This window comes from Arthrobacter sp. 01L42, assembly GCF_056400005.1.
Window position 1 is genome coordinate 49,700 of the sequence record NZ_JBFTSL010000007.1, and the last position, 21,738, is coordinate 71,437.

Sequence of the window (21,738 nt, forward strand, 5' to 3'; positions counted from 1 at the left end):
GGGGGTAGGGGGCGGCGTCACGTGCGTTAGTCTTCGGCGGCGCTGATCCCGAACTCGCTCTTGAGCCGCACGCGGGCGCCGCGCTCAACCAGTGTGGGTATGTAGGTCCGGATCCGGCCTGCGTTCAGGGCATCGAATTCCTCGCCGACGATCCCGGCGATGTGCCTCCGCGGTACGTGCGGAAACCTGGCAGCCAGACGCTCGACAACCTGATCAATGCTGGGTTCTTTCGCATCGTCCGTCACTTCTTCAGTGTGGAGCGGCCTGGTCCCGGCGTCAATGAATCCTCAGCTGGCAGGCGGCAGCAGGTGGCCCAGGCTCCGCAGGTAGGTGCCAAAGCCGTGGGGCGCCCGGGCATGGGTCCGGCCGGAGGTCATGACCCTGATGCTGTCCGTCGCGGTGACCGTAAAGGCGCGGCTGCGGAGGCTGTGCACCAGGGTCCGGTCTTCTTCGGACGTGACCCGGGCGAACCCTCCGGCGGCAAGATAGGCGGAAGCCCGGACCCCGAAATTCGCGCCATAGATATGGGGGTGGTCCTCGCGGAAGGGGTGGCGTTCGTGCCAGCGCCGGAGCAGCTCAGGGTCCATCCCGGCGGGGTCGGGTTCCACGGAACCCAGCACGGCGTCGGCCCCGGCCTCGGCGAACTCCAGTTGGCGCACCAGCCAGTTCTCCGGCACCCGGGAATCGGCGTCGGTGTTGGCCAGCCAGGTCCGGCCGGCCCAGGGCGGCGGCGTCCAGCGCTGGCCGGGCGGCCGCCGCCGGGTCACGCCGATGCCGGAGGCCCGGACGCCAGCGGCCCGGCTGGCGCCGGCGCTGTGGTAGCTGACCTCCAATGCGCTGAAACGCGGGTCCGAGGCTGCGAAGCCGGCCATGACGGCGGCGGAACCGTCCGTGCAGCTGTCCAGCACCACCGTCACCCGGGTCTCGACGTCGGACCGGACCCTGCGCAGGGCGTCCGCGGACCGCTGAACGGCCTCCAACGCCAGTTCCAGGTGGTCTTCTTCGTTGTTTGCGGGCATGACGACGGCGACCCGGTCGATGCGGTGCCCGCGCGGCAACGGCAACGCCGTCATCGGGGTCACCGCATCCGTTCCGGGCCGCCCAGGCCCGGCACGGCACCCGGTACAGCGTCCGGGGCAAGGAACACCTCGAGCACAAAGTCGCGCTCCTGGTAGGTCCCGCCGCCGGCCCAGCCCAGGTGCCGCCGGGCCGCGGCGTGGACCGCGTCGCCGTCGAGTTCCCAGCCGGAAATGGGGTGCCGCCAGTGGCACAGCGCGAGGGTCCCGCCAGGCATGAGCGAGCCTTGAATCCGGTCGAACAGTCCGGCGAGCTCTGCCGGTGAGAGGTAGTAGCCCACCTCTGAAACCACGATCAGGTCGAACGATCCGTCCGGCCACTCGTTCGGGACGGTCAGGTGTCGCGTCGTCGCCGCGGGCAGGTGCGCGAGCCGCCTGGCGGCACGGGCCAGCGCGGTGCCGCTGGCATCGACGGCGAGGAAGCTTCCGCACCGCGGCGCGAGTTCCACGCTCAGGGTCCCGATGGAGCAGCCGATCTCCAACCCGGACGTGTAGCTGCTGCCGGGCAGCGCGGCGAGCGTGAGGGTGCGTTTGCGCTGCTCGTACCAGCTCGAGGTGTACTGCCAGGGGTCCTCCTCCCGGGCGTGGACGGCATCGAACACGCGCTCCGCGTCGCCCGCGGCGAAGGGCCGCCGGGACCCGCCATCCGCCCCGCCATCGCCCGGGCCGTCGCCCGGTCCATCGCCCGGGCCATCCGCCGGGACGACCGCGGGGTGCCAGGCAAACGTCTCCCAGGTCCGCTCAAAGTGTGTCAGGAAGGCCGGAGGCAGGAGCACCTCGTCGCCCGGCAGCCCGGAGAGCGGGCGCACCTGGGACACATGTGCCGCCATCGCGGCGGCCTTGGCCTCAAGCTCTGCCGGGCGCAGCGGCAGCCGGAACCAGCCGCGCCATGCCCCGCCGTCCGGGTCGCCGGGTCCGGTCAGGCCGGCCGCCCCGGCCGGGCCGCCGCCGGCGTCCGGCGCGCCTGGTGCCGCCCATAACCAGTACCAGATGGGGTATTCGAGGAGGGCGTGGCCCGCCGCGGCGCTGAGCCCGGCGGCAACGGATCCGAGGACGTCGTGGTCGGTGTGTCCATCGGAGCGGTAGGGCGCCACGAGAACCACCTCGTCGGCGGCGCGACCGCACACGGCCGCTGCCTCCCGGACCGCGTCCCGGACGGCGGCCCGGATCTCTTCCCGGTGCCCGGCGAGGTGACCGTCGGGCAGGCCCAGGCACTGCCACGCCACGTTCCCGGCCCCGTTCCCGGCTCCGGAAAGGCGTTTCAGGGCGTCGCCGAACTCCTGCAGCCGGACCGCGGCGAGCTGTTCCGGCGTCGTCGTTGGCGAGCCGGGGTGGGATCCTTCCCCCGCCGTGCACAGCAGCACGCGGACCGTGGCGCCGACGGCGTGCAGCCGGGCCAGCAGCCCGCCAGCCCCGAGCGATTCGTCGTCCGGGTGCGCGGCCAGGACAATGAAGGCCCGGCCGGCGAGCGCCGCGTCATCCAGCGGCAGGTCCGGCAGCCTGGCGGCGGGGCTGCCGGCCCAGGCGGCCTCGGACGTCCCGGCGTCGTTGTGTGTGAAAGTCACCATGGGTTGCTTTCGGCCAGTGCCAGGGCGCCCAGCTGCGCGTCGTCGCGCATCGCGTGGTGCTGGCGGATGTACAGGGCGAGATCGGCCATCCGTTTTCCGTAGCGCTCGTCAAAGGCGAGGGGGGCCGGACCGAGATTTTGGCTCACGAGCGTCTGGACGCGTTCGACGGCGGCGGCCACGCTGCCGCGCACACGCAGGGCTTCCTGCCACGCACCGCGGTCCGAGAGTTCGCCGGCGTCGATCCTTGCGGCCGTGCCGGCCAGGCAGGCGGTGAGGGCGGCCAGCGTGCGGTCAATCTCGCCGAGGTGGGCCAGCGCAATCTGGTCCGGTTCCCGTCCGCCGTCAGCGGCGTGCCGCAGGGAGTCGGCGAAGCTGCGTGCCACGGCGACGGCGCCGCCGAGCCAGCAGGCGGCCACGCCCATGCCGCCCCACGCGAAACCCGGGCGCTGGTAATACCAGCCGGCGCCGCCGAGGGGCACGGCGGGAACGGCCTCGAAGTGGACTGTGCCGCTGGGAATCTCGCGCAGTCCCCGGCTGGTCCACTCCGGATTCGCGAAGCCCACGCCGTTCGCGTGGAGGTCGACGGCGAAGGCGGCCCGGCCTCCGGCCTCCAGATGGGCCGTCAGTACGGCATGGTCCAGTTGGGCGGCGAGCGAGCACCAGGGCTTGGATCCCTGCAGGATCCAGCCGTCTGCGGATTCCTTGGCTTCAAGCCGCAGGCCGGGCGCCTCGGCGGCGAACACACCCCAGGCCCCCTCGAAGTTGGCATCGTCGGGGTCCGGGCAGTCCCGGCCGTGCCGTGCCGCCTCGTCGCCGGCCTGGGCCAGGATCGCCACGGCATCCAGGTGTGGTTCCAGCACCCGTCCGGCGGCGACATCGACGGCGGTTACGGAGGCCAGAATCTCCCACAGGAACGCGGTCCGGCCGTCCCCGGGTTTGGGCGCCGCCGCCGCGGCCGCCTTGGCCAGCTCCAGCAGCCCCGGCACATCGCGGACGGCGTCCTGCGCCTCGGACAGCAGGGGGCTGATCGTCTCCAGGTCTGCGGCCGCGGAGCTGATCCGGACGGGTAGGGGGTGGTCGGAGATGGGGATCCCGTTCATTTCGGCTGCCTGTGTTCCTTCGGGCTGGGCGGATTCGGGCTGGGCGGATTCGGGCTGGGCCCGGCCACGTGGCTGAAGTCCTGCGCGTCCGCGGCCGCGCCGCCATCACTGGCGCCGTCGACAAGTAATCTAAGCATACTTAGCACTTGGGGGTGGCCGGGGCTTCACGGGGTCGGCTGCCACCGGCGCGTTCGCCCCGGCGGACAGTCTCTTGCGCCTAGCGGACGATCGCGAGGGCGAAGCCGTCCCAGCCTTTCGAACCCACGGTCTGGATCACGGTGCCGTCCAGCCGCGGGTCATCGCCCATCATCTGGAGGGTGCTGATGATTCCGGGGGCGTTGACCGGGTCCATCGACGCGTCCAGCACCGCACCCTCCCACACGACGTTGTCCACCACGATGGTGGTGCCGGGCCGGCCAAGCCGGATGGCCCAGTCCAGGTAGTGCGGGTTGTTTTCCTTGTCGGCATCGATGAACACGAAATCGAAGGGCGGCCCGGCCTCGTTTTCCAGCTCGGGCAGGGTGTCCAGCGCCGCGCCGACCCGGATGTCCACCTTGTGGCCCAGCCCGGCATCGTCAACGTTGGTCCGCGCGACGCGGGCGTGCAGGGGGAGGTATTCACAGGTGACCAGCCGGCCGTCGTCGGGCAGTCCCTGGGCCATCCAGATGGTGCTGAAGCCGGCCAGCGTGCCGATCTCCAGGACGTGGCGGGCACCGGAGAGCTGGACCAGCAGTTTCAGGAGTTTGCCGGCGTTGGGGGCCACTTCGATGGCCGGCATGCCTGCCTCAAGCGCGCTGGTCACGGCGCGCTTGAGTGAACGGTCCGGGCGGACCACCGCGTCGGAGAGGAAGTTCTCGACGGCGACCCAGCCGGGGGCGGACTGATGCTCGATCATGCCCCCAGTGTTCCAGCCGCCCGCGCCCGGCGGTACCCCTGCGGGCGCGCCTTTCCCGCCCGGGTTTCGGCGTGCGGCCCGACTCAGTACACCTAGTTTCCCGGCCGGGCAGGAATCTGCGGGCCGGTCCCGCCGGCGCCCTGCCCGTCGATGGCGTTTTCCAGCCGTTCCACCTTGCCGGTCAGCTCGCCGCTGTAGCCCGGCCGGATGTCCGCCTTGAGGACCAGCGAGACGCGCGAACCGTAGGCGCCCACCGCGTCCGTGGCCCGCTTGACGACGTCCATGACCTGGTCCCACTCGCCCTCGATCTCGGTGAACATGGAACTCGTCCGGTTGGGCAGGCCCGACTCCCGGACGATCCGCACCGCGGCCGCGACGGCGTCGTGGACCGACGCGTCGCCGGGCGCTTGCCCGTTGGCGGGGTCACCGGAGGGTGCTACGGAGAATGCGACCAGCATGTGGTGGTTCCCTTCACTCAGTCAGGACACCGGGGGCGAAAACTTCCGGGCTGTCCGGCACCAGTCTTTCACGCGATTCAAGCCCGGCAGCGGCCGGGCGCACCTCCGCCACCGTCACATAAGTCACTACCCGCCGGTAACAGGTTCGCGCACCCTTCGCGTTGCTACCCTAGGCAAATGAACCGGGCAGTAGACCGCAGGCCGCTCCGCGCAGATGCCGCGCGCAACGTGGACAAAATCATCGCCGCGGCCCGCCAGTGCTTCCGCGAGCACGGCCCCGAGGTGCCGCTGCAGACCATTGCCGTCACCGCCGGCGTGGGTCCCGCCACCCTTTTCCGGAATTTCGCCGACAAGGAAGAGCTGGTGCTCGCTGCCCTGAACCAGCAGCTCCGGCTGCAGGTGGATCCGGCCATCGATGAGGCCCTGGCCGATCCTGACGCCGCCGCAGGGCTCTTTCGGGTCATCGATGCCACGATGCATGTCGCCAGCGAAGAGGCCAACCTGCTGGGAGCCGTCGCGGGCCGGCGCGGGCTGCTGACCGGGATTACGGGTGGCCTGATTGAATCCATCGCCGTGCTGCTGGGCCGGGGCCAGGGGCAGGGCACCCTGCGCAGCGATATTTCCATGACGGACATGATCCGCCTGCTGGCCATGCTGATCGGCGTCGTGGACACCATGGAGCCGGGCTCCGACGCGTGGCGCCGGCCCGTGGCGCTGGTTGAGGACGCCATCCGGACGGAGCGGCCGGACCGGGCGTTGCCGCCGCAGGCCCCGCTGACGGGCACCGCGTTCGACGCCGTTCTCGGCTAGCACCCATAAGCGCCGGATCCTGCAGGTGCCCCGACAGTCCGGCGCCCGGCGCTAGTCTTCGGCCGGCTTTTCCTTGGCTTCGAGAAGGTGTTGCTGAAGCTTCTCTTCGGCTTCCCGACGGCGGCGGGACATTTCGCGCATTTCCCGGGTGGACTCAGCCCCGCCGGAAACATACGGCTCGTGCTGCTTGGTGCGCTGATCCTTGCGCGGCTCCGCGGCCTGCTGCTCCGCGGCCTGCTCGTCGGCAGCCTCCCGGCCGGCAGCCGGCAGCTCGCCGTCGTGTTCAGTCATGTTCGAATGCTCCCATGCGATCCCGGCACCAAGTAGGGACTAAAGACCGTTCCGGCGGCACCCACAGCCCATCCGCGCTCCAGCGCGGTCAGGCGTTCCACTGGCGGGTCAGTCCCAGCCGAGCAGCCGGAGCCCGGCGGCCGCGGCCGCGCCGGCGATCACCACCACCAGGAACGGCGCACGCAACCACAAGGCGATGCCCGCCGCCGCCAATGCGCCCAGCCGGGCGTCCAGGACGAGCGACTGGCCGGAGGCGACAGCATTGACCACCGTCAGGGACGCCAGCAGCCCGATTGTCATGGTCCCGGCAATCCTGGACATCCGCGGGTTGCGGAGCAGGCTGGCCGGCACCAGGTAACCGAGCAGCTTCCAGGCGTAGGCGAGCAGGCAGGAGAGCAGCAGCCACATCCAAAGAGTCATGCGTCGTCTCCGGAGCGGTCACCGCGGGATTCGCGGGCCGGGTCGTGGCGGTGGTGCACGTGGTCCTCCGCGTACGGATCGACGTCCGGTTCCAGGCCCTCATCGCTGCGGCCGTGGCTGAACCAGCCGATCCCTGCCGCGACCACGGCGGCGACGAGGATCGGCACTCCCGGGGGCACGAACGGCACGGCCAGCACGGTGGCCAGCGCGCAGACCACCGCGATGGCCACAGGTTCCCTGCCTTTCAGCCGCGGCCAGAGCAGGCCCAGGAAGGCCGCCACGGCGGCGCCGTCCAGTCCCCACTGTTTGGGATCCCCGAGCGCCCCGCCGGCCAGTGCGCCGAGGGCGGTGAACAGGTTCCAGAGGACAAAGACGCCGATTCCGGCGGTCCAGAAGCCGCGTTTCTGCTCGTCGGGGTCCGTCTGCCCTGTGCTGGTGGCGGTGGACTCGTCGATGGTCAGCTGGGCCGCGGCAAACTTCCGCCACCCGCGCGGCTGCAGGAGGGCATTGATCTGCATGCCGTAGATGCCGTTGCGCATGCCCAGCAGCGTCGCGGCGCCCATCGCTGCGACGCCGGACCCGCCTCCGGCCACCACACCGATGAAGGCGAACTGCGAGCCGCCGCTGAACAGCAGCAGGCTCAGTGCCATGGTCTGCCAGAAATCCAGGCCCGAGGTTACGGACAGCGCGCCGAAGGAGACGCCGTAGAGACCGGTGGCGATGCTGATCGACAAACCGATCCGCACCGCCGGTGAGTGCAGGATTTTCACGGGCGCCGGTTCCGCCGCGTCAAAGTCCAGGCCCATGCGATGAGGGGCGCCTGGAGCGGGAGCCGCAGGGTGTGCATGCGTCGCCGGCGCGGCGAGCCCTCCGGCCCGTAGGCTTTGCGCAGGGCATCCACGTGGCCGGCGAGGAAGGCGGCGAACATCGCCGTGACGCAGCCCGCGGCGGCCCTCCGGGTGGCCGGGACCAGGAGCCCGACGGCGGCGGCGGCTTCCAGCAGCCCGCTCACTGCCACCCATTCCTCACGGGACAGGACGGCCAGGGGCCCGTTCGGCTGCTCGCCGGAGTCGTCCCGGCACAGGAAGTCGGGTACCACCGGGTGGAAAAATTCAGGCTCGCGGAAGTGCTTGGCGGCACTGGTGAGCAGCAGCGCGCTCATCGCTGCCGCGGACAGCGTCTGGAGGTCCGGGACGGGCCGGCGAAATGGCATGCAACAACTCAACCACAGCGGCCACGCCGGCCGTAATCCGCCCGGGACGCGGGGATGTAAAGATGTCAGCCCGGGATCCGTGGTGCGGCCAGGCGGCTACCGTGGGGGCCGGCTGTCCGCCATGAGCTGGGAGAGGACCTGGGCGGGCCAGTTGGTGGTGATCTCCTGGATCCCGAGTTTCCGGCACCGTTCGACGTCGTCCTCGGTGTCAACCGTCCACACCCGGCACCGCAGCCCCGAGGCGAGCCAGCGCTGAACGGCCGGGGTGTGCGTGCGGACGTACCCGATGCCGGGGCCGGCAATGCCGGCCCCGGCCGCCGCCAGGATCCGTTCCCCCTCAGCCTGGGCGGCCTTCATCACGTTGGCCAGCGCCCCGCCGGTCAGGGCACCGAGGCCCAGTTCCTCCCGGATGTCCGCCACATTGACGTCATCCACGAGCTGGCAGACGGCCGCGGCCGGTACGGACTCCAGGAGGTGTTTTACGGAGTCGGGGCTAAAGCTCATGAAGGAAACCGTGATGTTCTCCAGCATCGACGTCCGCGGATCCCAGCCCTGGGCCCTCAGGACCTCGAGGGCCCGGTCCTCGAGTCTGAGCTGGTACGGGCTCGGGTGTTTGAACTCGATCGCCAGCCCGATCCCGCGGCCGGCCGCGCGCAGGATGTCGAGCAGGTCCGGCAGGGTCAGGAACTGCCCGGACTTGGCGCCGTAGGCCTCCGGGATCCGGGCTCCCTTCCAGGAGGAGAAGTCCAGTTCCTGGAGTTCTTGCAGCGTCCGGTCGGCCACCTGGCCGGTGCCGTCCGAGGTGCGGTCCAGGGTGGCATCGTGCAGGAGCACCACGTGCTGGTCCCGGGTCAGGTGGACATCGCATTCGACGCCGTCGGCGCCGTCGGCGATTGCCTGCAGGTACGCGGCCCGGGTGTGCTCGGCGAAAGTTCCGCTGGCGCCGCGGTGGGCATAGACCAAAGGCCGGGCGGCGGCAGGCTCATCAGTGGTCATGGTGCCACGTTAGCGGACCGTCCGTTTCCGTGGCGGGCTAGGCTGGGCTCATGCAGGTCAATACTGAGTCAACTTCCCTGACCGGCGCCGCGGGACGTCCGGGCGGCGCCCGGCCGGGCGGTCCCCCCGGACAGCGTTCCGCTGCCTCCAGTGACGTCGAGAAGGCCGCGGCGCTGCGCCGGATGAAGCTCCTGGCCCTCTCGCTGCTGGTCGTCATGGCGGTGATCTTCATCGTCGCGTTCGCCCTGCAGAAGCAGTATCCGGGGTTCGAATACGTCCGCGCCGCGGCCGAGGGCGGCATGGTCGGTGCCCTCGCGGACTGGTTCGCCGTCACGGCCCTGTTCAAGTACCCCATGGGCATCAAGATCCCGCACACCGCGATCATCCCGCGCCGCAAGGACCAGATCGGCGCCTCGCTGGGCGAATTCGTGGAAACCAATTTCCTCTCCGAACAGGTGGTCCAGGAGAAGCTGGCGTCCGCAGACATTGCGCGCAAGGCCGGCGCCTGGCTGTCCAGCCCCGGCGGCCCGGACCGGGTCGCCAAGGAGGGTGCCGCCGTCATCCGCGGCGCGTTCAAGGTCCTCAACGACGACGACGTCCAGGCCGTGATCGAGTCCATGGTCCGCAAGCACCTGCTCACCCCGCCGTGGGGGCCGCCGGTGGGCCGCCTCGCCGAGCGGATTTTCGACGACGGGCACCACCATGCGCTGGTGGACCTAATGGTGGACCGCACCGTGGACTGGGTGCGGGACAACCAGGAGACGGTCAACAGGCTGGTCACCGACCGGTCCCCGACGTGGGTGCCCTCGTTCGTGGACGGGCTGGTGGGCGACAAGGTGTACGTGGAGATCCTCAAGTTCACCCGCGCCGTGCAGTCCGACCCGCAGCACCAGGTCCGCCTCTCGATCGACAAGTACCTCAAGGAACTCGCGCAGGACCTGCAGCATGATCCTGTCATGATCGCCCGCGCCGAGGGCATCAAGGCCCAAGTGCTCGGCGACCCGGAGGTCCGCGAGCTCGCCTCCCGCACCTGGGACACCATCAAGACGGCCCTGCTCACCGCCGTCGATGACCCGCACAGCGAACTGACCGTCAAGTTCAAGGCGGCCGTGCATGACTTCGGCACCCGGCTGCTGGTCGATCCCGAGCTCGCCGGCAAGGTGAACGCCTGGATCGGCGACGCGGCCGGCTACCTCGTGAAGACCTACCGCTCGGACATCGCGGGCGTCATCACGGACACCGTGGCCCGCTGGGATGCCGACGAGACGTCGCAGAAGATCGAGCTGCAGGTCGGCAGGGACCTGCAGTTCATCCGGATCAACGGCACAGTGGTGGGCGCCCTGGCCGGGCTGGCCATCTTTACGCTGGCCACCCTCCTGTTCGGCTAGCCGGGCCCCGCTCCGCGGCACGGGCTAGGCGGCCGCGACCTTGGCCTTGGTCCGGCCGTGCATGGCGAAGATGGTGAAGGCCAGCGCCGCGAGCGCGGTCACGACGAGCAGCAGCAGCCCGATCGCGTAGCTGTGCGCCGCGGCGTCATAGGTGGCGCCCATGATCAGCGGCGGGAAGTAGCCGCCCAGGCCGCCGGCCGCGCTGACCACCCCGCTGATGCTGCCGACCTTGCCCTCCGGCGCGAGGACCCCCACCCAGGCGAATACCCCGCCCGTGCCCAGGCCCAGCGCCGCCGCCATGGCGACGAACGTCAGGCCGGCGGGGACGTCGCCGTCGGGTTGCAGGTTCACCACCCAGGCAAGGACGGCGACGCCGGCGAGGGCAGCGATCACCACTGGCTTGGGACCGATCTTGTCGGCGAGTACGCCGCCCACCGGCCGCGCCAGCACGGCGGCGAGCGCAAACCCCGCGGTACGGGCGCCGGCCGCGCTGGGATCGAAGCTGTACACATCCCGGAGGTACGTGGGCAGATACGTGGCGAAGGAAACGAAGCCACCGAAGAGGACTGCGTAGAGGAAGCACAGCTTCCACGTGACCGGGGTCTTCGCGGCGTCGATCAGCTTGGGCATCACGGGCGCGTTGCTGCGGGTCCAGCCCGGCGCCTCCTTCAATCGGAACCAGATGATGGCGGCCATGACCGCCAGAATCGCGGCGATCAGCAGGTGGGTGGGAACGTAGCCGATGGCGGCGACAAGCCGGGGGTTCAGGAAAGCGGCCAGGGCCGTTCCGCCCATGCCCGCGCCGAAGACGCCGGTGGCGAAACCCCGCCGGGCGGGCTCGTACCAAGCGCTGACAAAGGGGATCCCGACGGCGAAGACGGTTCCGGCGACCCCCAGCAGCACGCCGGCAGCCAGCACCAGGGCGAAGGAGTCGAGGCTGCCGCCGACGGCCACCAGCAGGATCGGGACGATGGAGGCCAGCAGGACAAAAGTGAACATGGCGCGGCCGCCGTACTTGTCCGTCAAGGCGCCGACGACGATCCGCCCCAGCGAGCCGACGAAGACGGGCATGGCCACGAGCACACCGGTGGTGGCCGGATTGAGGTGCAGATGCTGGGTGTAGAACGCGCTCAGCGTGGCGATGGAGTTCCAGGCCCAGAAGCACACCACGGAGGTCGAGGTGGCGAGCGTCAGATTGAGCGCCCGGCCCGCAGGGGCGGCGACGGGCGGGGACACTGCTCCGGCCACGGCGGTCTCCTTCCTGGTTCAGCAAAGCGGTTCAGCAAAGCGGTTCAGCAAAGCAGCTTCAGCGATGGCACCGGGTCACCGGTTCCTGGTGTCCCGGTCCCGGGTTCCGACGGCGGACCAGCCCCGCCGGGCGCCGGCCGTGGAGCTCCGGGCGCCGGCGGCGTCCCGGTCCCGGGAGCGGTAGACGATGTAGGGGCGGAAGAGGTAGTGGAACGGGGCCGTGAAGGCGTGGACCAGGCGCGTGAACGGCCAGATCACGAACAGCGCCATGCCTACCAGGGTGTGCAGGTGGAAGGAGAACGGCGCCGCGGCCATCGCCGCGATGTCGGGCTGGAAGATGAACAGCGAGCGGAACCACGGGGCCACGGTCTCGCGGTAATTGTGCCCGTGCTCGCCCTCGAAGACACTCGCCAAGGTGGTCCACAGCCCGAACACGATGGCCGCGGTGAGCACCACGTACATGGTCTTGTCATTGCCGGTGGTGGCCATGAAGACCGGCCCGGTGGTCCGGCGGCGGTAGATCAGCAGGAGGATCCCGCCCAGCGTTCCGACCCCGGCGATCCCGCCGACCAGCAGGGCGTTGAAATGGTAGAACTCCTGGCTCATCCCGGCCGCCTGGGTCCACGCCATCGGAATGACCAGGCCGAAGAAGTGACCGGCGATCACGGCGAGCAGGCCAAAGTGAAACAACGGGGACGCAATCCTCAACAGCCTGGACTCATAGAGCTGGGAAGACCTCGTGGTCCAGCCGAACTGGTCGTACTTGTAGCGCCAGAGAAGTCCGCCGACCAAAACCACCACCATGACGTACGGCAGCACGCCCCACAGCACGATGTCCAGTGCGGTGAGTCCGACGGCGGATCCGGGTTCCGCTTCGAATGCCAGCATGCTCAGGCCCCCTTCACGGGCAGCAGGCGCGGATCGTACGGGTCCAGGCCCACGGCCTCCGTGGGCGGGCCGTAGCCGGCCATCCGCATGACGGCCTGCTCGTCCGCCGGGGATTTCCCGGGCAGCGTGGCGCAGACGGCCTGCAGGATCCGGGCGTGCGGCAGCTGGTCCCGGAGCAGCCCGAAGCGGAGCATCTCCAGGCTCGCCCGGAAGCGCGTCAGCAGTTCGCGGCCGGCCTCGAGGTCCACCAGCGCGGCGTATTCGAGGACCATCGGGAGGTAGTCGGGCAGTTCGCCGTGGGTGTCCACCAGGATGTCGCTTTGCCGGTAGGTCTTCTTGAAGTTGCCCAGAACCTCGCCGCGGCGCCGGGTGTCCCCATCAGTCCAGTAGGACAGGTGCAGGGCGTGGCGCTTTCCGAGGTCGAACTCGCGCACGTACTGGGACTGGAGCTGGATCGGCGGCGTGGACTCCAGCTGGTCCAGGACCGCAACGAAGTCCGCCGTGGCGCCGGGGAACTCGGCCAGCGCGGCCCGCATCAGCGGGACCCGGCCGGTCAGTTCCTCGTCAGGGTAGGACAGGCACCAGGCCGCGGCGAGGTAGAGGACCTGCTGGCGGCGGGTCATGGCTGCTCCCCCGCCGGAGGGGATTCCGCGGGGCCTGCCGGTTTCGGCGGCGGCGGTTCCGCCGGAGGCGGTTTTTCCGGAAGCAACGCCTTTTCCGGAAAAAGCCCGGAGGGTGCTCCGGTGCCGTCCCAGTTCAGCAGGTTCACCCTGCCGCGCAGGGTGGTTTCGCCGGGCGCGGTGCCGGAGGTCTGCCGGTCCCGGAGGGCGTTGAAGGTTTCCACCGCCACGGGGACGGGCCGGCCGCTGGCTTCGCCGAAGTGGGCGGTATCCTGCATGCCGGGGCCGCCCTCGAAGTCGAGCGAACAGCCCATTTCCTCGAGGTCGTGGGCCTGTTCCACGTGGGCCTTGGGGATGACGTAGCGCTCCTCGTATTTCGCGATCGCCATCAGCCGGTACATCTCGTACATGCTCTGGCTGTCCATCCCCACGGCCTCCGGGATGGCGTCGTCCGGGTCGTTGCCGAGGCTGATGCCGCGCATGAAGGAGCGCATGGCGGCGAGCTTCTTCAGCACCGCGGTGACCCGGTCCGCGTCGCCGGCGGTGAAGAGTTCAGCGAGGTATTCCACCGGGATGCGCAGCGCGTCGATGGCGCCGAAAAGGTTGCCGGTGTCCTCGCCGTCGTGGCCTTGGTCGCGCAGCAGGTCCACCACGGGTGAGAGCGGCGGCACGTACCAGACCATCGGCATGGTCCGGTATTCCGGGTGCAGCGGCAGCGCCACCTTGTAGACCTTGGCCAGGGCGTAGACCGGCGAGCGCCCGGCGGCGTCGATCCAGTCTTCGGGGATGCCCTGGGCCCGGGCCTCAGCCTGGACGGCGGGGTCGTTCGGGTCCAGCAGCACGTCCATCTGGGCGTCGTAGAGTTCCCGGGGGTCCGTGACGGCGGCCGCCGCGGTGACGGCGTCGGCGTCGTACAGGAACAGCCCCAGGTACCGCAACCGGCCCACGCAGGTCTCGGAGCAGACTGTCGGGAGCCCCACCTCCACCCGCGGGTAGCAGAAGGTGCACTTCTCGGCCTTGCCGGTCTTGTGGTTGAAGTAGATCTTCTTGTAGGGGCAACCGGTGACGCACTGGCGCCAGCCGCGGCATTTGTCCTGGTCCACCAGCACAATCCCGTCCTCCACCCGCTTGTAGATCGCGCCGGAGGGGCAGGAGGCCATGCAGGACGGGTTCAGGCAGTGCTCGCAGATCCGCGGCAGGTAGAACATGAAGGTTTGTTCGTACGCGAACTTGATCTTGTCCTCGGATTCCCGCCGGACCTTCTCCACGATCGGGTCCAGGTGGCCGTTCTCGGCGGAGCCGCCGAGGTCATCGTCCCAGTTCGCGGACCAGGTGATCTTGGTGTCCTCCCCGGTGATCAGGGACTTGGGCCGGGCCACCGGGAAGTCGTCGCCCAGCGGCGCGTCAACGAGGGTCTTGTAGTCGTAGGTCCACGGCTCGTAGTAGTCCTTGAGCTCGGGCTGGACCGGGCTGGCGAAGATCCCGAAGAGCTTCTTGACCCGGCCGCCGGCCTTGAGCACCAGCTTCCCGCGCTTGTTCAGCGCCCAGCCTCCGCGCCACTTCTCCTGGTCCTCGTAGCGGCGCGGATAGCCCTGCCCGGGCCGGGTTTCGACGTTGTTGAACCAGACGTATTCGGTGCCGGCACGGTTGGTCCACGCCTGCTTGCAGGTTACGGAACAGGTGTGGCAGCCGATGCATTTGTCCAGGTTCATGACCATGCCCATTTGGGCCATGACACGCATCAGTACTGCACCTCCTGGGAACGACGCCGGACGGTGGCCACCATGTCGCGCTGGTTTCCGGTGGGGCCAAGGTAGTTGAACGCGTAGGCGAGCTGGGCGTAGCCGCCGATCAGGTGCGAGGGCTTGACCAGCAGCCGGGTCACGGAGTTGTGGATGCCTCCGCGCCTCCCGGTGGCCTCGGACTTCGGCACGTCGATGGTGCGTTCCTGCGCGTGGTGGACGTAGACCACACTGGCCGGCATCCGGTGGCTGACGATCGCCCGGGCCACCAGGACGCCGTTGATGTTCAGGCACTCCACCCAGTCGTTGTCCTTGACCTCGATGGCCGCCGCGTCGGCGGGGCTCATCCAGACCGTGGGCCCGCCGCGGGAGAGCGAGAGCATCAGCAGGTTGTCCTGGTATTCGGAGTGGATGGACCATTTGGAATGTGGCGTCAGGTAGCGGACCACCACCTCCATGGACCCGTCCTGGCCGAGCCTGGGTTCGCCGAAGAGCCGGTGCATGTCCAGCGGCGGCCGGTAGATCGGCAGCGCCTCGCCGATGTCCCGGATCCAGTCGTGGTCCAGGAAGAAGTGCATCCGGCCGGTCAGGGTGTGGAAGGGCTTGAGCCGCTCGACGTTGATGGTGAAGGGTGCATAGCGCCGGCCGCCAGTCTCGGAGCCGGACCATTCCGGCGAGGTGATCACCGGAACCGGGCCGGCCTGGGTCTGGGCGAAAGTGATGTATTTTTCCTCGGAGCCCTCGGCCAGGTCCGCCAGTTTCCTCCCGGTGCGGATTTCCAGGTCCTTGAAGCCCTGCACGGCCAGCGCCCCGTTGGTGGTGCCGGAGAACGCCAGGATGGCCTCGGCCATCTTCGCGTCCGTATCGATCGCGGGACGGCCGTCCGCGGCGCCGCCGAGCATCACCCCGTTGGAACGGCTGAGCCGGTCCAACGGGCCGGCAAGTTTGTACGTGACGTTCTTGACCGTGAAGCCCAGTTTGTCCGCCAGCGGCCCGACGGCGGCGAGCTTGTCCGCGATGGCGGTGTAGTCCCGCTCGACGACGGAAAAAATGGGCATGTTCTGACCCGGGACCGCCGGGACGGACATGTCCCGCCAGTCCCGCACAATCCCGCCGGGCTGGGCCAACTGGCCGGGCGTGTCGTGCTGCAGCGGCACGCTCACCAGGTCCCGGCGGACGCCGAGGTGGGTTTTGGCCTGCCGGGAGAACTCCTGGGCCAGCAGGTGGAAGGTGTCGAAGTCCGTCTTGGTCTCCCACGGCGGGTCAATCGCGGGGGTGAAGGCATGCACGAACGGATGCATGTCGGTGGAGGACAGGTCGTGTTTTTCGTACCAGGTGGCGGCCGGGAACACGACGTCGGACAGCAGGGTGGTGGAGGTCATCCGGAAGTCCGCGGAAACCAGCAGGTCGAGCTTTCCTTCGGGCGCCTGCTCATGCCATTTCACATCCTTGGGCTTGAGCCCCTCGGCATGGTCCTGGCCCAGGACATTGTTGTGGGTTCCCAGCAGGTTCCGCAGGAAGTACTCGTTGCCCTTGGCCGATGAGCCGAACAGGTTGGAGCGCCACAGCACGAGGGTCCGAGGCCAGTTTTCCGGGGCGTCCACGTCCTCGATCGCCGGGTTCAGGGTGCGGCTCTTCAGGGCATCGGCGATGTAGCCGGCGGCGTCCGTAGCGGTGCCGGCGGCGACGGCCGCCCCGGCTTCGTCCGCGAGGTCCAGCGGGTTCCGGTCGAACTGCGGGTAAAACGGCATCCAGCCGAGCCGGGCGGACTGGGCGAGGGCATCCGCGGTGTGCATGCCGTCCAGGGCCCCGGTGGAGAGCGGGGACTTCAGCGCATCCGCGGAGTAGCCGTCCTGCCGCCACTGGTCCGTGTGCATGTACCAATAGCCGGTGCCGATCATGGTCCGCGGCGGCCGGGACCAGTCAAGGGCGTTGGCCAGCGACAGCCAGCCGGTGACCGGCCGGGTCTTTTCCTGGCCGACGTAGTGCGCCCAGCCGCCGCCGTTGCGGCCCATGCAGCCGGTCAGCATCACCAGGGCCAGCACCGCCCGGTAGGTGGTGTCGCCGTGGAACCACTGGCAGATCCCGGCGCCCATGATGATCATGGACCGGCCCTTGGACTGTTCGGCGTTGCGGGCGAATTCGCGGGCCACCCGGATGCAGGCCTGCGCCGGGACGGAGGTGATCTCCTCCTGCCAGGCCGGCGTGTAGGGCGTCGCGGCGTCCTGGTAGCCGGCGGCCCAGTCCCCCGGAAGCCCGTCGCGGCCGACCCCGTACTGGGCCAGCATGAGGTCGAAGACGGTGGTGACCAGCTGGCCTTCCACCGCCAGGACGGGCACGCCGCGGCGGAGCACGCTGCCGTCCCCGCCGGCGTCCTCGAAGCACGGCAGCAGGATCTCGGCGCTTTCCGTTGACACTTCCCGGAGGGACAGCGCCGGTTCGATCGCTCCGAGATCCAGGTTCCACTTGCCCTCGCCGCTCTCTGAGTAGCGGAAGCCCATCGAGCCGTTGGGGACCGCCGGCAGCCCGGTCTTCTTGTCGAACACGACGGTGCGGAACGCCGCGTCCTCGGCCAGCGACTCGGCGGGAAGGTCCTTGGCGGTGAGGAACTTGGCCGGGGTGAGGGAGCCGTCGTCGCGCCGTTCGAGACGGACCAGGAACGGCAGGTCGGTGTACCGGCGGACGTAGTCGGCGAAGAACGGCACCTCACGGTCGACGAAGAATTCCTTGAGCATGACGTGCCCCATCGCCATGGCCAGCGCGGCGTCGGTTCCGGCCTGTGCGGGGAGCCATTCGTCGGCGAACTTCGTGTTGTCCGCATAGTCCGGGCTGACCGTGACCACCTTGGTGCCGCGGTACCGCACCTCGGCCATCCAGTGCGCGTCCGGGGTGCGGGTGACGGGGACGTTGGAGCCCCACATCATCAGATACCGGGCGTCCCACCAGTCCCCCGATTCCGGGACGTCGGTCTGGTCCCCGAACACCTGCGGGCTGGCCACGGGGAGGTCGGCGTACCAGTCGTAGAAGGACGTCATCACCCCGCCGATCAGCTGGATGAAGCGGGTTCCCACGGCGTGCGAGACCATGGACATCGCCGGGATGGGCGAGAAGCCGGCGCAGCGGTCCGGGCCGTAGGCCTTGATGGTGTTCACGTGCGCGGCGGCGGCGATTTCGATCGCCTCCTGCCAGGAGACCCGCACCAGGCCGCCCTTGCCGCGGGCGCGCTGGTAGCGGCGGCGCCGCTCGGGGTCGCCCACGACGTCGGCAAAGGCCAGCACCGGGTCATCCAGCCGGGCCTTGGCCTCGCGGTACATCTCGACGAGGACGCCCCGCGCATACGGAAAACGCACCCGGGTGGGTGAGTAGGTGTACCAGGAGAAGGCCGCGCCGCGCGGGCAGCCCCGCGGCTCGTATTCCGGGCTGTCCGGGCCCACGGAGGGGTAGTCGGTCTGCTGGGATTCCCAGGTGATGATGCCGTCCTTGACGTACACCTTCCAGGAGCAGGAGCCGGTGCAGTTCACCCCGTGCGTGGACCGGACCACCTTGTCGTGGCTCCAGCGGTCCCGGTAAAAGATGTCGCCCTTGCGGCCACCCTCGCGGAACACCGCCCTGCCGTCGTCGGTCTGGTCCCATTTCGTAAAGAATCGGCCCAGCTTCAACATTGCATCCGAGGCGGGCCCGTCCAGCCCCGCCGCGTCTCCGGCAGTCATTCCTTCAAGCTAGGGTGCCCCTTCTGGCCGGAACAGGGCCTTAGGACACTGTGGCGGGCCCGGGTCCGGGCGGCCCGGGAGCTGCCCGGCCGGCCCCGCAGTTCAGGGCCCGCGGGTCAGGGCCAGCGGGTCAGGCGAAGCTCTCCAGCTCGACGCCGGCAGCCTCCAGCGCCGCACGGATCGCGGTCGCCGTGGCAACGGAGCCGGGGGTGTCGCCCTCGAGGCACAGCGACTGCGGCTCGATCCGGAGCACCGTGCCGTCGACGGCCTCGATTTCGCCCTTCGTGGCGAGCCTGACCGCCCGCTCGGCAACCTGTCCGGCGTCGAGCATCACCGCCCCCACCTCGGTGCGCGGCACGAGGGTGCCGTCGGGGAAGTAGGCGCGGTCGGCGAAGGCCTCGGAGAAGACGGGGTGCCCGGCTTCCTTGGCGATTTCCAGCAGGGCTGAGCCGGGGAAGCCGAGGACGGGCAGTCCGGGATCGTACGCCTGGATGGCGGCGATCACGGCGGAGGCCTGCTCGCCGTCGTGCACGGTGCGGTCGTAGAGCGCCCCGTGCAGCTTGACGTAGTCCACCGAGGCGCCCACGGCATGGGCGACGCCGTCGAGCGCCCCGAGCTGGTAGAGGACCGCGCCGAAGAGATCGTCAAAGGTCATGTCCAGCGAGCGCAGGCCAAAGCCGGCCAGGTCCGGGTAGCCGATGTGGGCACCGACGTTGACGTCTAGCTCGTACGCCGCCCGGCAGGTGTCCAGCATGGTCACAGGGTCGCCGGCGTGCATCCCGCAGGCCACGCTGGCGCTCGTGACCAGCGGAAACATCGCGGCGTCGGAGCCCTTGGTCCAGGTCCCGAAGGACTCCCCCAGGTCAGTGTTCAGATCCAAAACGTGCCGCCGTCCTTCGTTGAAGTCTTCGGGGCGCCGCCGCCCGGGGCGCCCCCGCCGTGAGCGCCGCCGTCCGGGGCGCCACCATTCGGCTGCGCGTCCAGGGAAGTTTCGTAGAGCGCGGCCGGCCCGGTGGTTTCCGCAAGGGCCTGCAGTTCTCCCGGAATCGTGTCCGGGATGGGCCCGAATGCTTCCTTGGCGTTCGCGACGACCGCATGGCCCATCACCCGGTTGCCCACGCCGCCTACGACGGCGCCGATACCGAAGGGCAGGGCACGGCCCAGCCAGGCTGTGCCCTGGGTCTTGAGCAGGGAGCGCAGGAACATCGTCTGGATCTTGGCCCGCACTGTACCGAAGCCGGCGAGGGGGACGCGGCGGGTGAAGGCCGCGGTCCAGGCCTGGGTGGGCCCCTTGCCCCGGCCCGCCGCTTGTCCGCTCAGCGAACTCAGCAGCTGGGTGCCTTCCTCGCCCAGCATGACCGCCATGACCAGGGTGCTGGCTCTGTCCGGGTCCACCATCCGGATGCCGTGCAGTTCAGCAAGGGCCGTGGAATACAGTGCGGTGGCTTCGAGGAACCCGACTGCTGCGGCGGCCGAGAGACCCAGTGCGGCCGCAGTTCCGACGCCCGGAATCACGGCAGCCCCGCCGACCAGCGCACCGCCGCCGGTAACGGCCAGCAGGTAGTCGCGCTCCAGGATGGCGGCGAGCTGCGCCGCGGTGGCCTGCGGGTGCCTGCGCTGAAGCCTGCGGATATTGGCCAGCACCAGCGGCCGCTGGACTTCAACCGCCCGCAGGAGCACCTTGTGCAGGCCGGGCCGGGGCTGGCCTGCCGCGTCGAACATCGCGCTGTGGGCTGTTTCCTGGGCAATCTTCATTGCCGGGTTGCTGCGCTTGGCCATGATCGCCTCTCGTCGGAACCATAAAACTAAGTGCACTTAACACTACACACGGGCAGGCAGGCGGGGTCGCCGCTGCGCCCCGGAGGGGTCCAGCCCGGCCGCGCGGCTGGCTACTAGACTGGGCCCATGCCCGCCCTGCGAGCCCTCCGCCCCTTCGCGCACCGGGAGTACCGCGTGCTGATCACGGCGCTGGCCATCTCCATCTTCGGTTCCGGGATGTGGGCCGTCGCGATGGTCTACGAGGTGATCCACCTGGGCGGCGGACCGCTGGAGCTTTCGGTCGTGGCCGCGGCGGGCAGCGTCGGGCTGGTGACGTTTCTGCTCGCCGGCGGCATCGCCGCGGACCGCGTGCCCCAGCGGCTCCTGATCATCGCGGTCGAGGGCGCCAACCTCGCCGTCGTTGCCACTGTCAGCGGGCTGGCCCTGGCCGGCTTACTCGAGCTGTGGCATCTCGCGCTGGGGGCCTTCGTGCTCGGCGTCGGGGCTGCGTTCTTCTTCCCCGCCTACTCCGCCATCCTGCCGCGGATCCTGCCGCCTGAGGACCTGCTGGCGGCCAACGGCCTGGAAGGCACCATGCGGCCGCTGTTGCAGCAGGCCGCCGGACCGGCCGTCGCGGGCATCCTGGTGGCGGCCCTGTCCCCCGCCTACGCCGTCACCGGAGTGGCGGCCTGCCATCTGGTGGCCTTCTGCATCCTGAACCTCCTCCACCGCCAGCCCGCGGCGGGAGTCCCGGTCAGCGGCGAGGCTACCGAATCTGGCCAGCCGCGGGCCAAGACGTCCCTGCGCCACGACCTCCGCGAGGGCGTCAGCTACACCGTCCGGACGCCCTGGCTGCTGTGGACCCTGCTCTGGGCCTGCATTTCGGTGCTGTTCCTGATCGGCCCCATCGAGGTCCTGATCCCCTTCGTGGTCCGGGACCAGCTCCGCGGGGACGCGCGCATGTTCGGCTTCCTGCTCGCCATCATGGGCGTGGGCGGTGCCGCAGCCTCGCTGGCCACGGCTTCTTTTCCCCTCCCGCGCCGCTACCTCACCGTGATGATGGTGTCCTGGGGAGCTGGAAGCCTGCCGATCGCCGCCGTCGGAATCATGGACAGTTTCTGGGCCGTGGCCGCCGCCCTCTTCATCTTCGGCGCCACCGGCGGCGTGGGCATGGTGATCTGGGGAACCTTGCTCCAGCGCCGGGTGCCGCCGCATCTGCTGGGCCGCGTCTCGAGCCTGGACTTCTTTGTATCCCTGGCCCTCATGCCGGTCTCCATGGCACTCGCCGGGCCGGCCGCCGAGGTGCTGCCGGTGTGGCTGATCTTCCTCGTCGCCGGGACCGTGTGCCCGGCGATGGCCGTCGTCGCGATGGTCGTGGCGCGGATGCCTGCCGATGAACTGGCCCACCCCCTCGCCGGCGGCGAGGAGCCCACCGGCGGTGAGGAGCCCGCCGGCGGTGAGGAACCCGCCGACGCCCCGGCGCCTGCCGAATCCTCCGGACCAGGGCAGCCCGGCCCAGACCAACGCGGGGTCACCTAGCGCCCATGTCCGGGGGGA

At 69.8% G+C, this 21,738-nt stretch carries 21 protein-coding genes; 3 read left to right on the plus strand and 18 right to left on the minus strand.

Annotation, left to right across the window (positions count from 1 at the left end; translation table 11 throughout):
* Window positions 1-26: 26 nt before the first annotated feature.
* From AC1DN2_RS07645 to AC1DN2_RS07670, 6 genes are all read right to left on the minus strand, one after another.
* Entirely contained in the window at window positions 27-245 is a 219-nt protein-coding gene (locus tag AC1DN2_RS07645; RefSeq protein ID WP_079552243.1) for a three-helix bundle dimerization domain-containing protein, read from the minus strand.
* 42 nt (window positions 246-287) lie between these two features.
* Window positions 288-1,073, minus strand: coding sequence for a glycosyltransferase family 2 protein (locus AC1DN2_RS07650; RefSeq protein ID WP_230010083.1), 786 nt, complete (start codon window positions 1,071-1,073; stop codon window positions 288-290).
* Between the two features lie 5 nt (window positions 1,074-1,078).
* Window positions 1,079-2,644, minus strand: coding sequence for a PIG-L family deacetylase (locus AC1DN2_RS07655; RefSeq protein ID WP_476849849.1), 1,566 nt, complete (start codon window positions 2,642-2,644; stop codon window positions 1,079-1,081).
* The gene (locus tag AC1DN2_RS07660; protein WP_476849850.1) at window positions 2,638-3,744 is read right to left on the minus strand and encodes an acyl-CoA dehydrogenase family protein; all 1,107 of its coding nucleotides are present in this window, start codon (window positions 3,742-3,744) and stop codon (window positions 2,638-2,640) included. The genes AC1DN2_RS07655 and AC1DN2_RS07660 overlap by 7 nt, the downstream gene beginning before the upstream one ends.
* A 217-nt stretch (window positions 3,745-3,961) precedes the next feature.
* Complete coding sequence (locus AC1DN2_RS07665; protein ID WP_476849851.1) at window positions 3,962-4,639, minus strand: O-methyltransferase; 678 nt, start codon at window positions 4,637-4,639, stop codon at window positions 3,962-3,964.
* Between the two features lie 92 nt (window positions 4,640-4,731).
* Window positions 4,732-5,097 (minus strand): thiamine-binding protein, encoded by a 366-nt coding sequence (locus AC1DN2_RS07670; RefSeq protein WP_230008484.1) that lies wholly within the window; start codon window positions 5,095-5,097, stop codon window positions 4,732-4,734.
* A 177-nt stretch (window positions 5,098-5,274) separates the two neighbouring features.
* Between AC1DN2_RS07670 and AC1DN2_RS07675 the strand changes: the two genes are divergently transcribed.
* Entirely contained in the window at window positions 5,275-5,907 is a 633-nt protein-coding gene (locus AC1DN2_RS07675; protein WP_028275272.1) for a TetR/AcrR family transcriptional regulator, read from the plus strand.
* A gap of 51 nt (window positions 5,908-5,958) precedes the next feature.
* Here the strand turns inward: AC1DN2_RS07675 and AC1DN2_RS07680 are convergent, their stop codons facing one another.
* The 5 genes from AC1DN2_RS07680 to AC1DN2_RS07700 form a co-directional block, all read right to left on the minus strand.
* Complete coding sequence (locus AC1DN2_RS07680; RefSeq protein WP_223914633.1) at window positions 5,959-6,198, minus strand: hypothetical protein; 240 nt, start codon at window positions 6,196-6,198, stop codon at window positions 5,959-5,961.
* Window positions 6,199-6,306: 108 nt separating this feature from the next.
* Window positions 6,307-6,618 (minus strand): AzlD domain-containing protein, encoded by a 312-nt coding sequence (locus AC1DN2_RS07685; RefSeq protein ID WP_476849852.1) that lies wholly within the window; start codon window positions 6,616-6,618, stop codon window positions 6,307-6,309.
* Entirely contained in the window at window positions 6,615-7,424 is an 810-nt protein-coding gene (locus tag AC1DN2_RS07690) for an AzlC family ABC transporter permease (RefSeq protein ID WP_476849853.1), read from the minus strand. The genes AC1DN2_RS07685 and AC1DN2_RS07690 overlap by 4 nt, the downstream gene beginning before the upstream one ends.
* The gene (locus tag AC1DN2_RS07695; protein WP_476849854.1) at window positions 7,385-7,831 is read right to left on the minus strand and encodes a DoxX family protein; all 447 of its coding nucleotides are present in this window, start codon (window positions 7,829-7,831) and stop codon (window positions 7,385-7,387) included. The genes AC1DN2_RS07690 and AC1DN2_RS07695 overlap by 40 nt, the downstream gene beginning before the upstream one ends.
* 96 nt (window positions 7,832-7,927) lie before the next feature.
* A complete protein-coding gene (locus tag AC1DN2_RS07700) occupies window positions 7,928-8,827 on the minus strand; it encodes a glycerophosphodiester phosphodiesterase (RefSeq protein WP_476849855.1) in 900 nt (299 codons plus the stop codon).
* A gap of 50 nt (window positions 8,828-8,877) precedes the next feature.
* Between AC1DN2_RS07700 and AC1DN2_RS07705 the strand changes: the two genes are divergently transcribed.
* Window positions 8,878-10,215: a DUF445 domain-containing protein gene (locus AC1DN2_RS07705; RefSeq protein ID WP_476849856.1), complete on the plus strand. Its 1,338-nt coding sequence runs from the start codon at window positions 8,878-8,880 to the stop codon at window positions 10,213-10,215.
* Between the two features lie 24 nt (window positions 10,216-10,239).
* On the opposite strand, the gene AC1DN2_RS07710 is transcribed toward AC1DN2_RS07705, so the two are convergent.
* The 7 genes from AC1DN2_RS07710 to AC1DN2_RS07740 form a co-directional block, all read right to left on the minus strand.
* Window positions 10,240-11,463 carry an MFS transporter gene (locus AC1DN2_RS07710; RefSeq protein WP_476849857.1) on the minus strand — a complete coding sequence of 408 codons (1,224 nt, stop codon included), beginning with the start codon at window positions 11,461-11,463 and terminating at the stop codon, window positions 10,240-10,242.
* A gap of 75 nt (window positions 11,464-11,538) precedes the next feature.
* Window positions 11,539-12,351: a respiratory nitrate reductase subunit gamma gene (gene narI, locus AC1DN2_RS07715; RefSeq protein WP_476849858.1), complete on the minus strand. Its 813-nt coding sequence runs from the start codon at window positions 12,349-12,351 to the stop codon at window positions 11,539-11,541.
* A 2-nt stretch (window positions 12,352-12,353) separates the two neighbouring features.
* Window positions 12,354-12,974, minus strand: a complete 621-nt coding sequence (gene narJ / locus AC1DN2_RS07720) for a nitrate reductase molybdenum cofactor assembly chaperone (RefSeq protein ID WP_476849859.1) — start codon at window positions 12,972-12,974, stop codon at window positions 12,354-12,356.
* Entirely contained in the window at window positions 12,971-14,713 is a 1,743-nt protein-coding gene (narH, locus tag AC1DN2_RS07725; protein ID WP_476849860.1) for a nitrate reductase subunit beta, read from the minus strand. The genes narJ and narH overlap by 4 nt, the downstream gene beginning before the upstream one ends.
* The gene (locus AC1DN2_RS07730) at window positions 14,713-18,423 is read right to left on the minus strand and encodes a nitrate reductase subunit alpha (RefSeq protein WP_476849861.1); all 3,711 of its coding nucleotides are present in this window, start codon (window positions 18,421-18,423) and stop codon (window positions 14,713-14,715) included. Before AC1DN2_RS07730 ends, narH begins: the two co-directional genes overlap by 1 nt.
* A gap of 130 nt (window positions 18,424-18,553) precedes the next feature.
* The gene (locus AC1DN2_RS07735) at window positions 18,554-19,303 is read right to left on the minus strand and encodes a LamB/YcsF family protein (protein ID WP_476849862.1); all 750 of its coding nucleotides are present in this window, start codon (window positions 19,301-19,303) and stop codon (window positions 18,554-18,556) included.
* Window positions 19,294-20,202, minus strand: a complete 909-nt coding sequence (locus tag AC1DN2_RS07740; protein ID WP_476849863.1) for a hypothetical protein — start codon at window positions 20,200-20,202, stop codon at window positions 19,294-19,296. The genes AC1DN2_RS07735 and AC1DN2_RS07740 overlap by 10 nt, the downstream gene beginning before the upstream one ends.
* Window positions 20,203-20,328: 126 nt before the next feature.
* On the opposite strand from AC1DN2_RS07740, the gene AC1DN2_RS07745 reads away from it, so the two are divergent.
* Window positions 20,329-21,720, plus strand: coding sequence for an MFS transporter (locus AC1DN2_RS07745; RefSeq protein WP_476849864.1), 1,392 nt, complete (start codon window positions 20,329-20,331; stop codon window positions 21,718-21,720).
* Window positions 21,721-21,738: the final 18 nt, after the last annotated feature.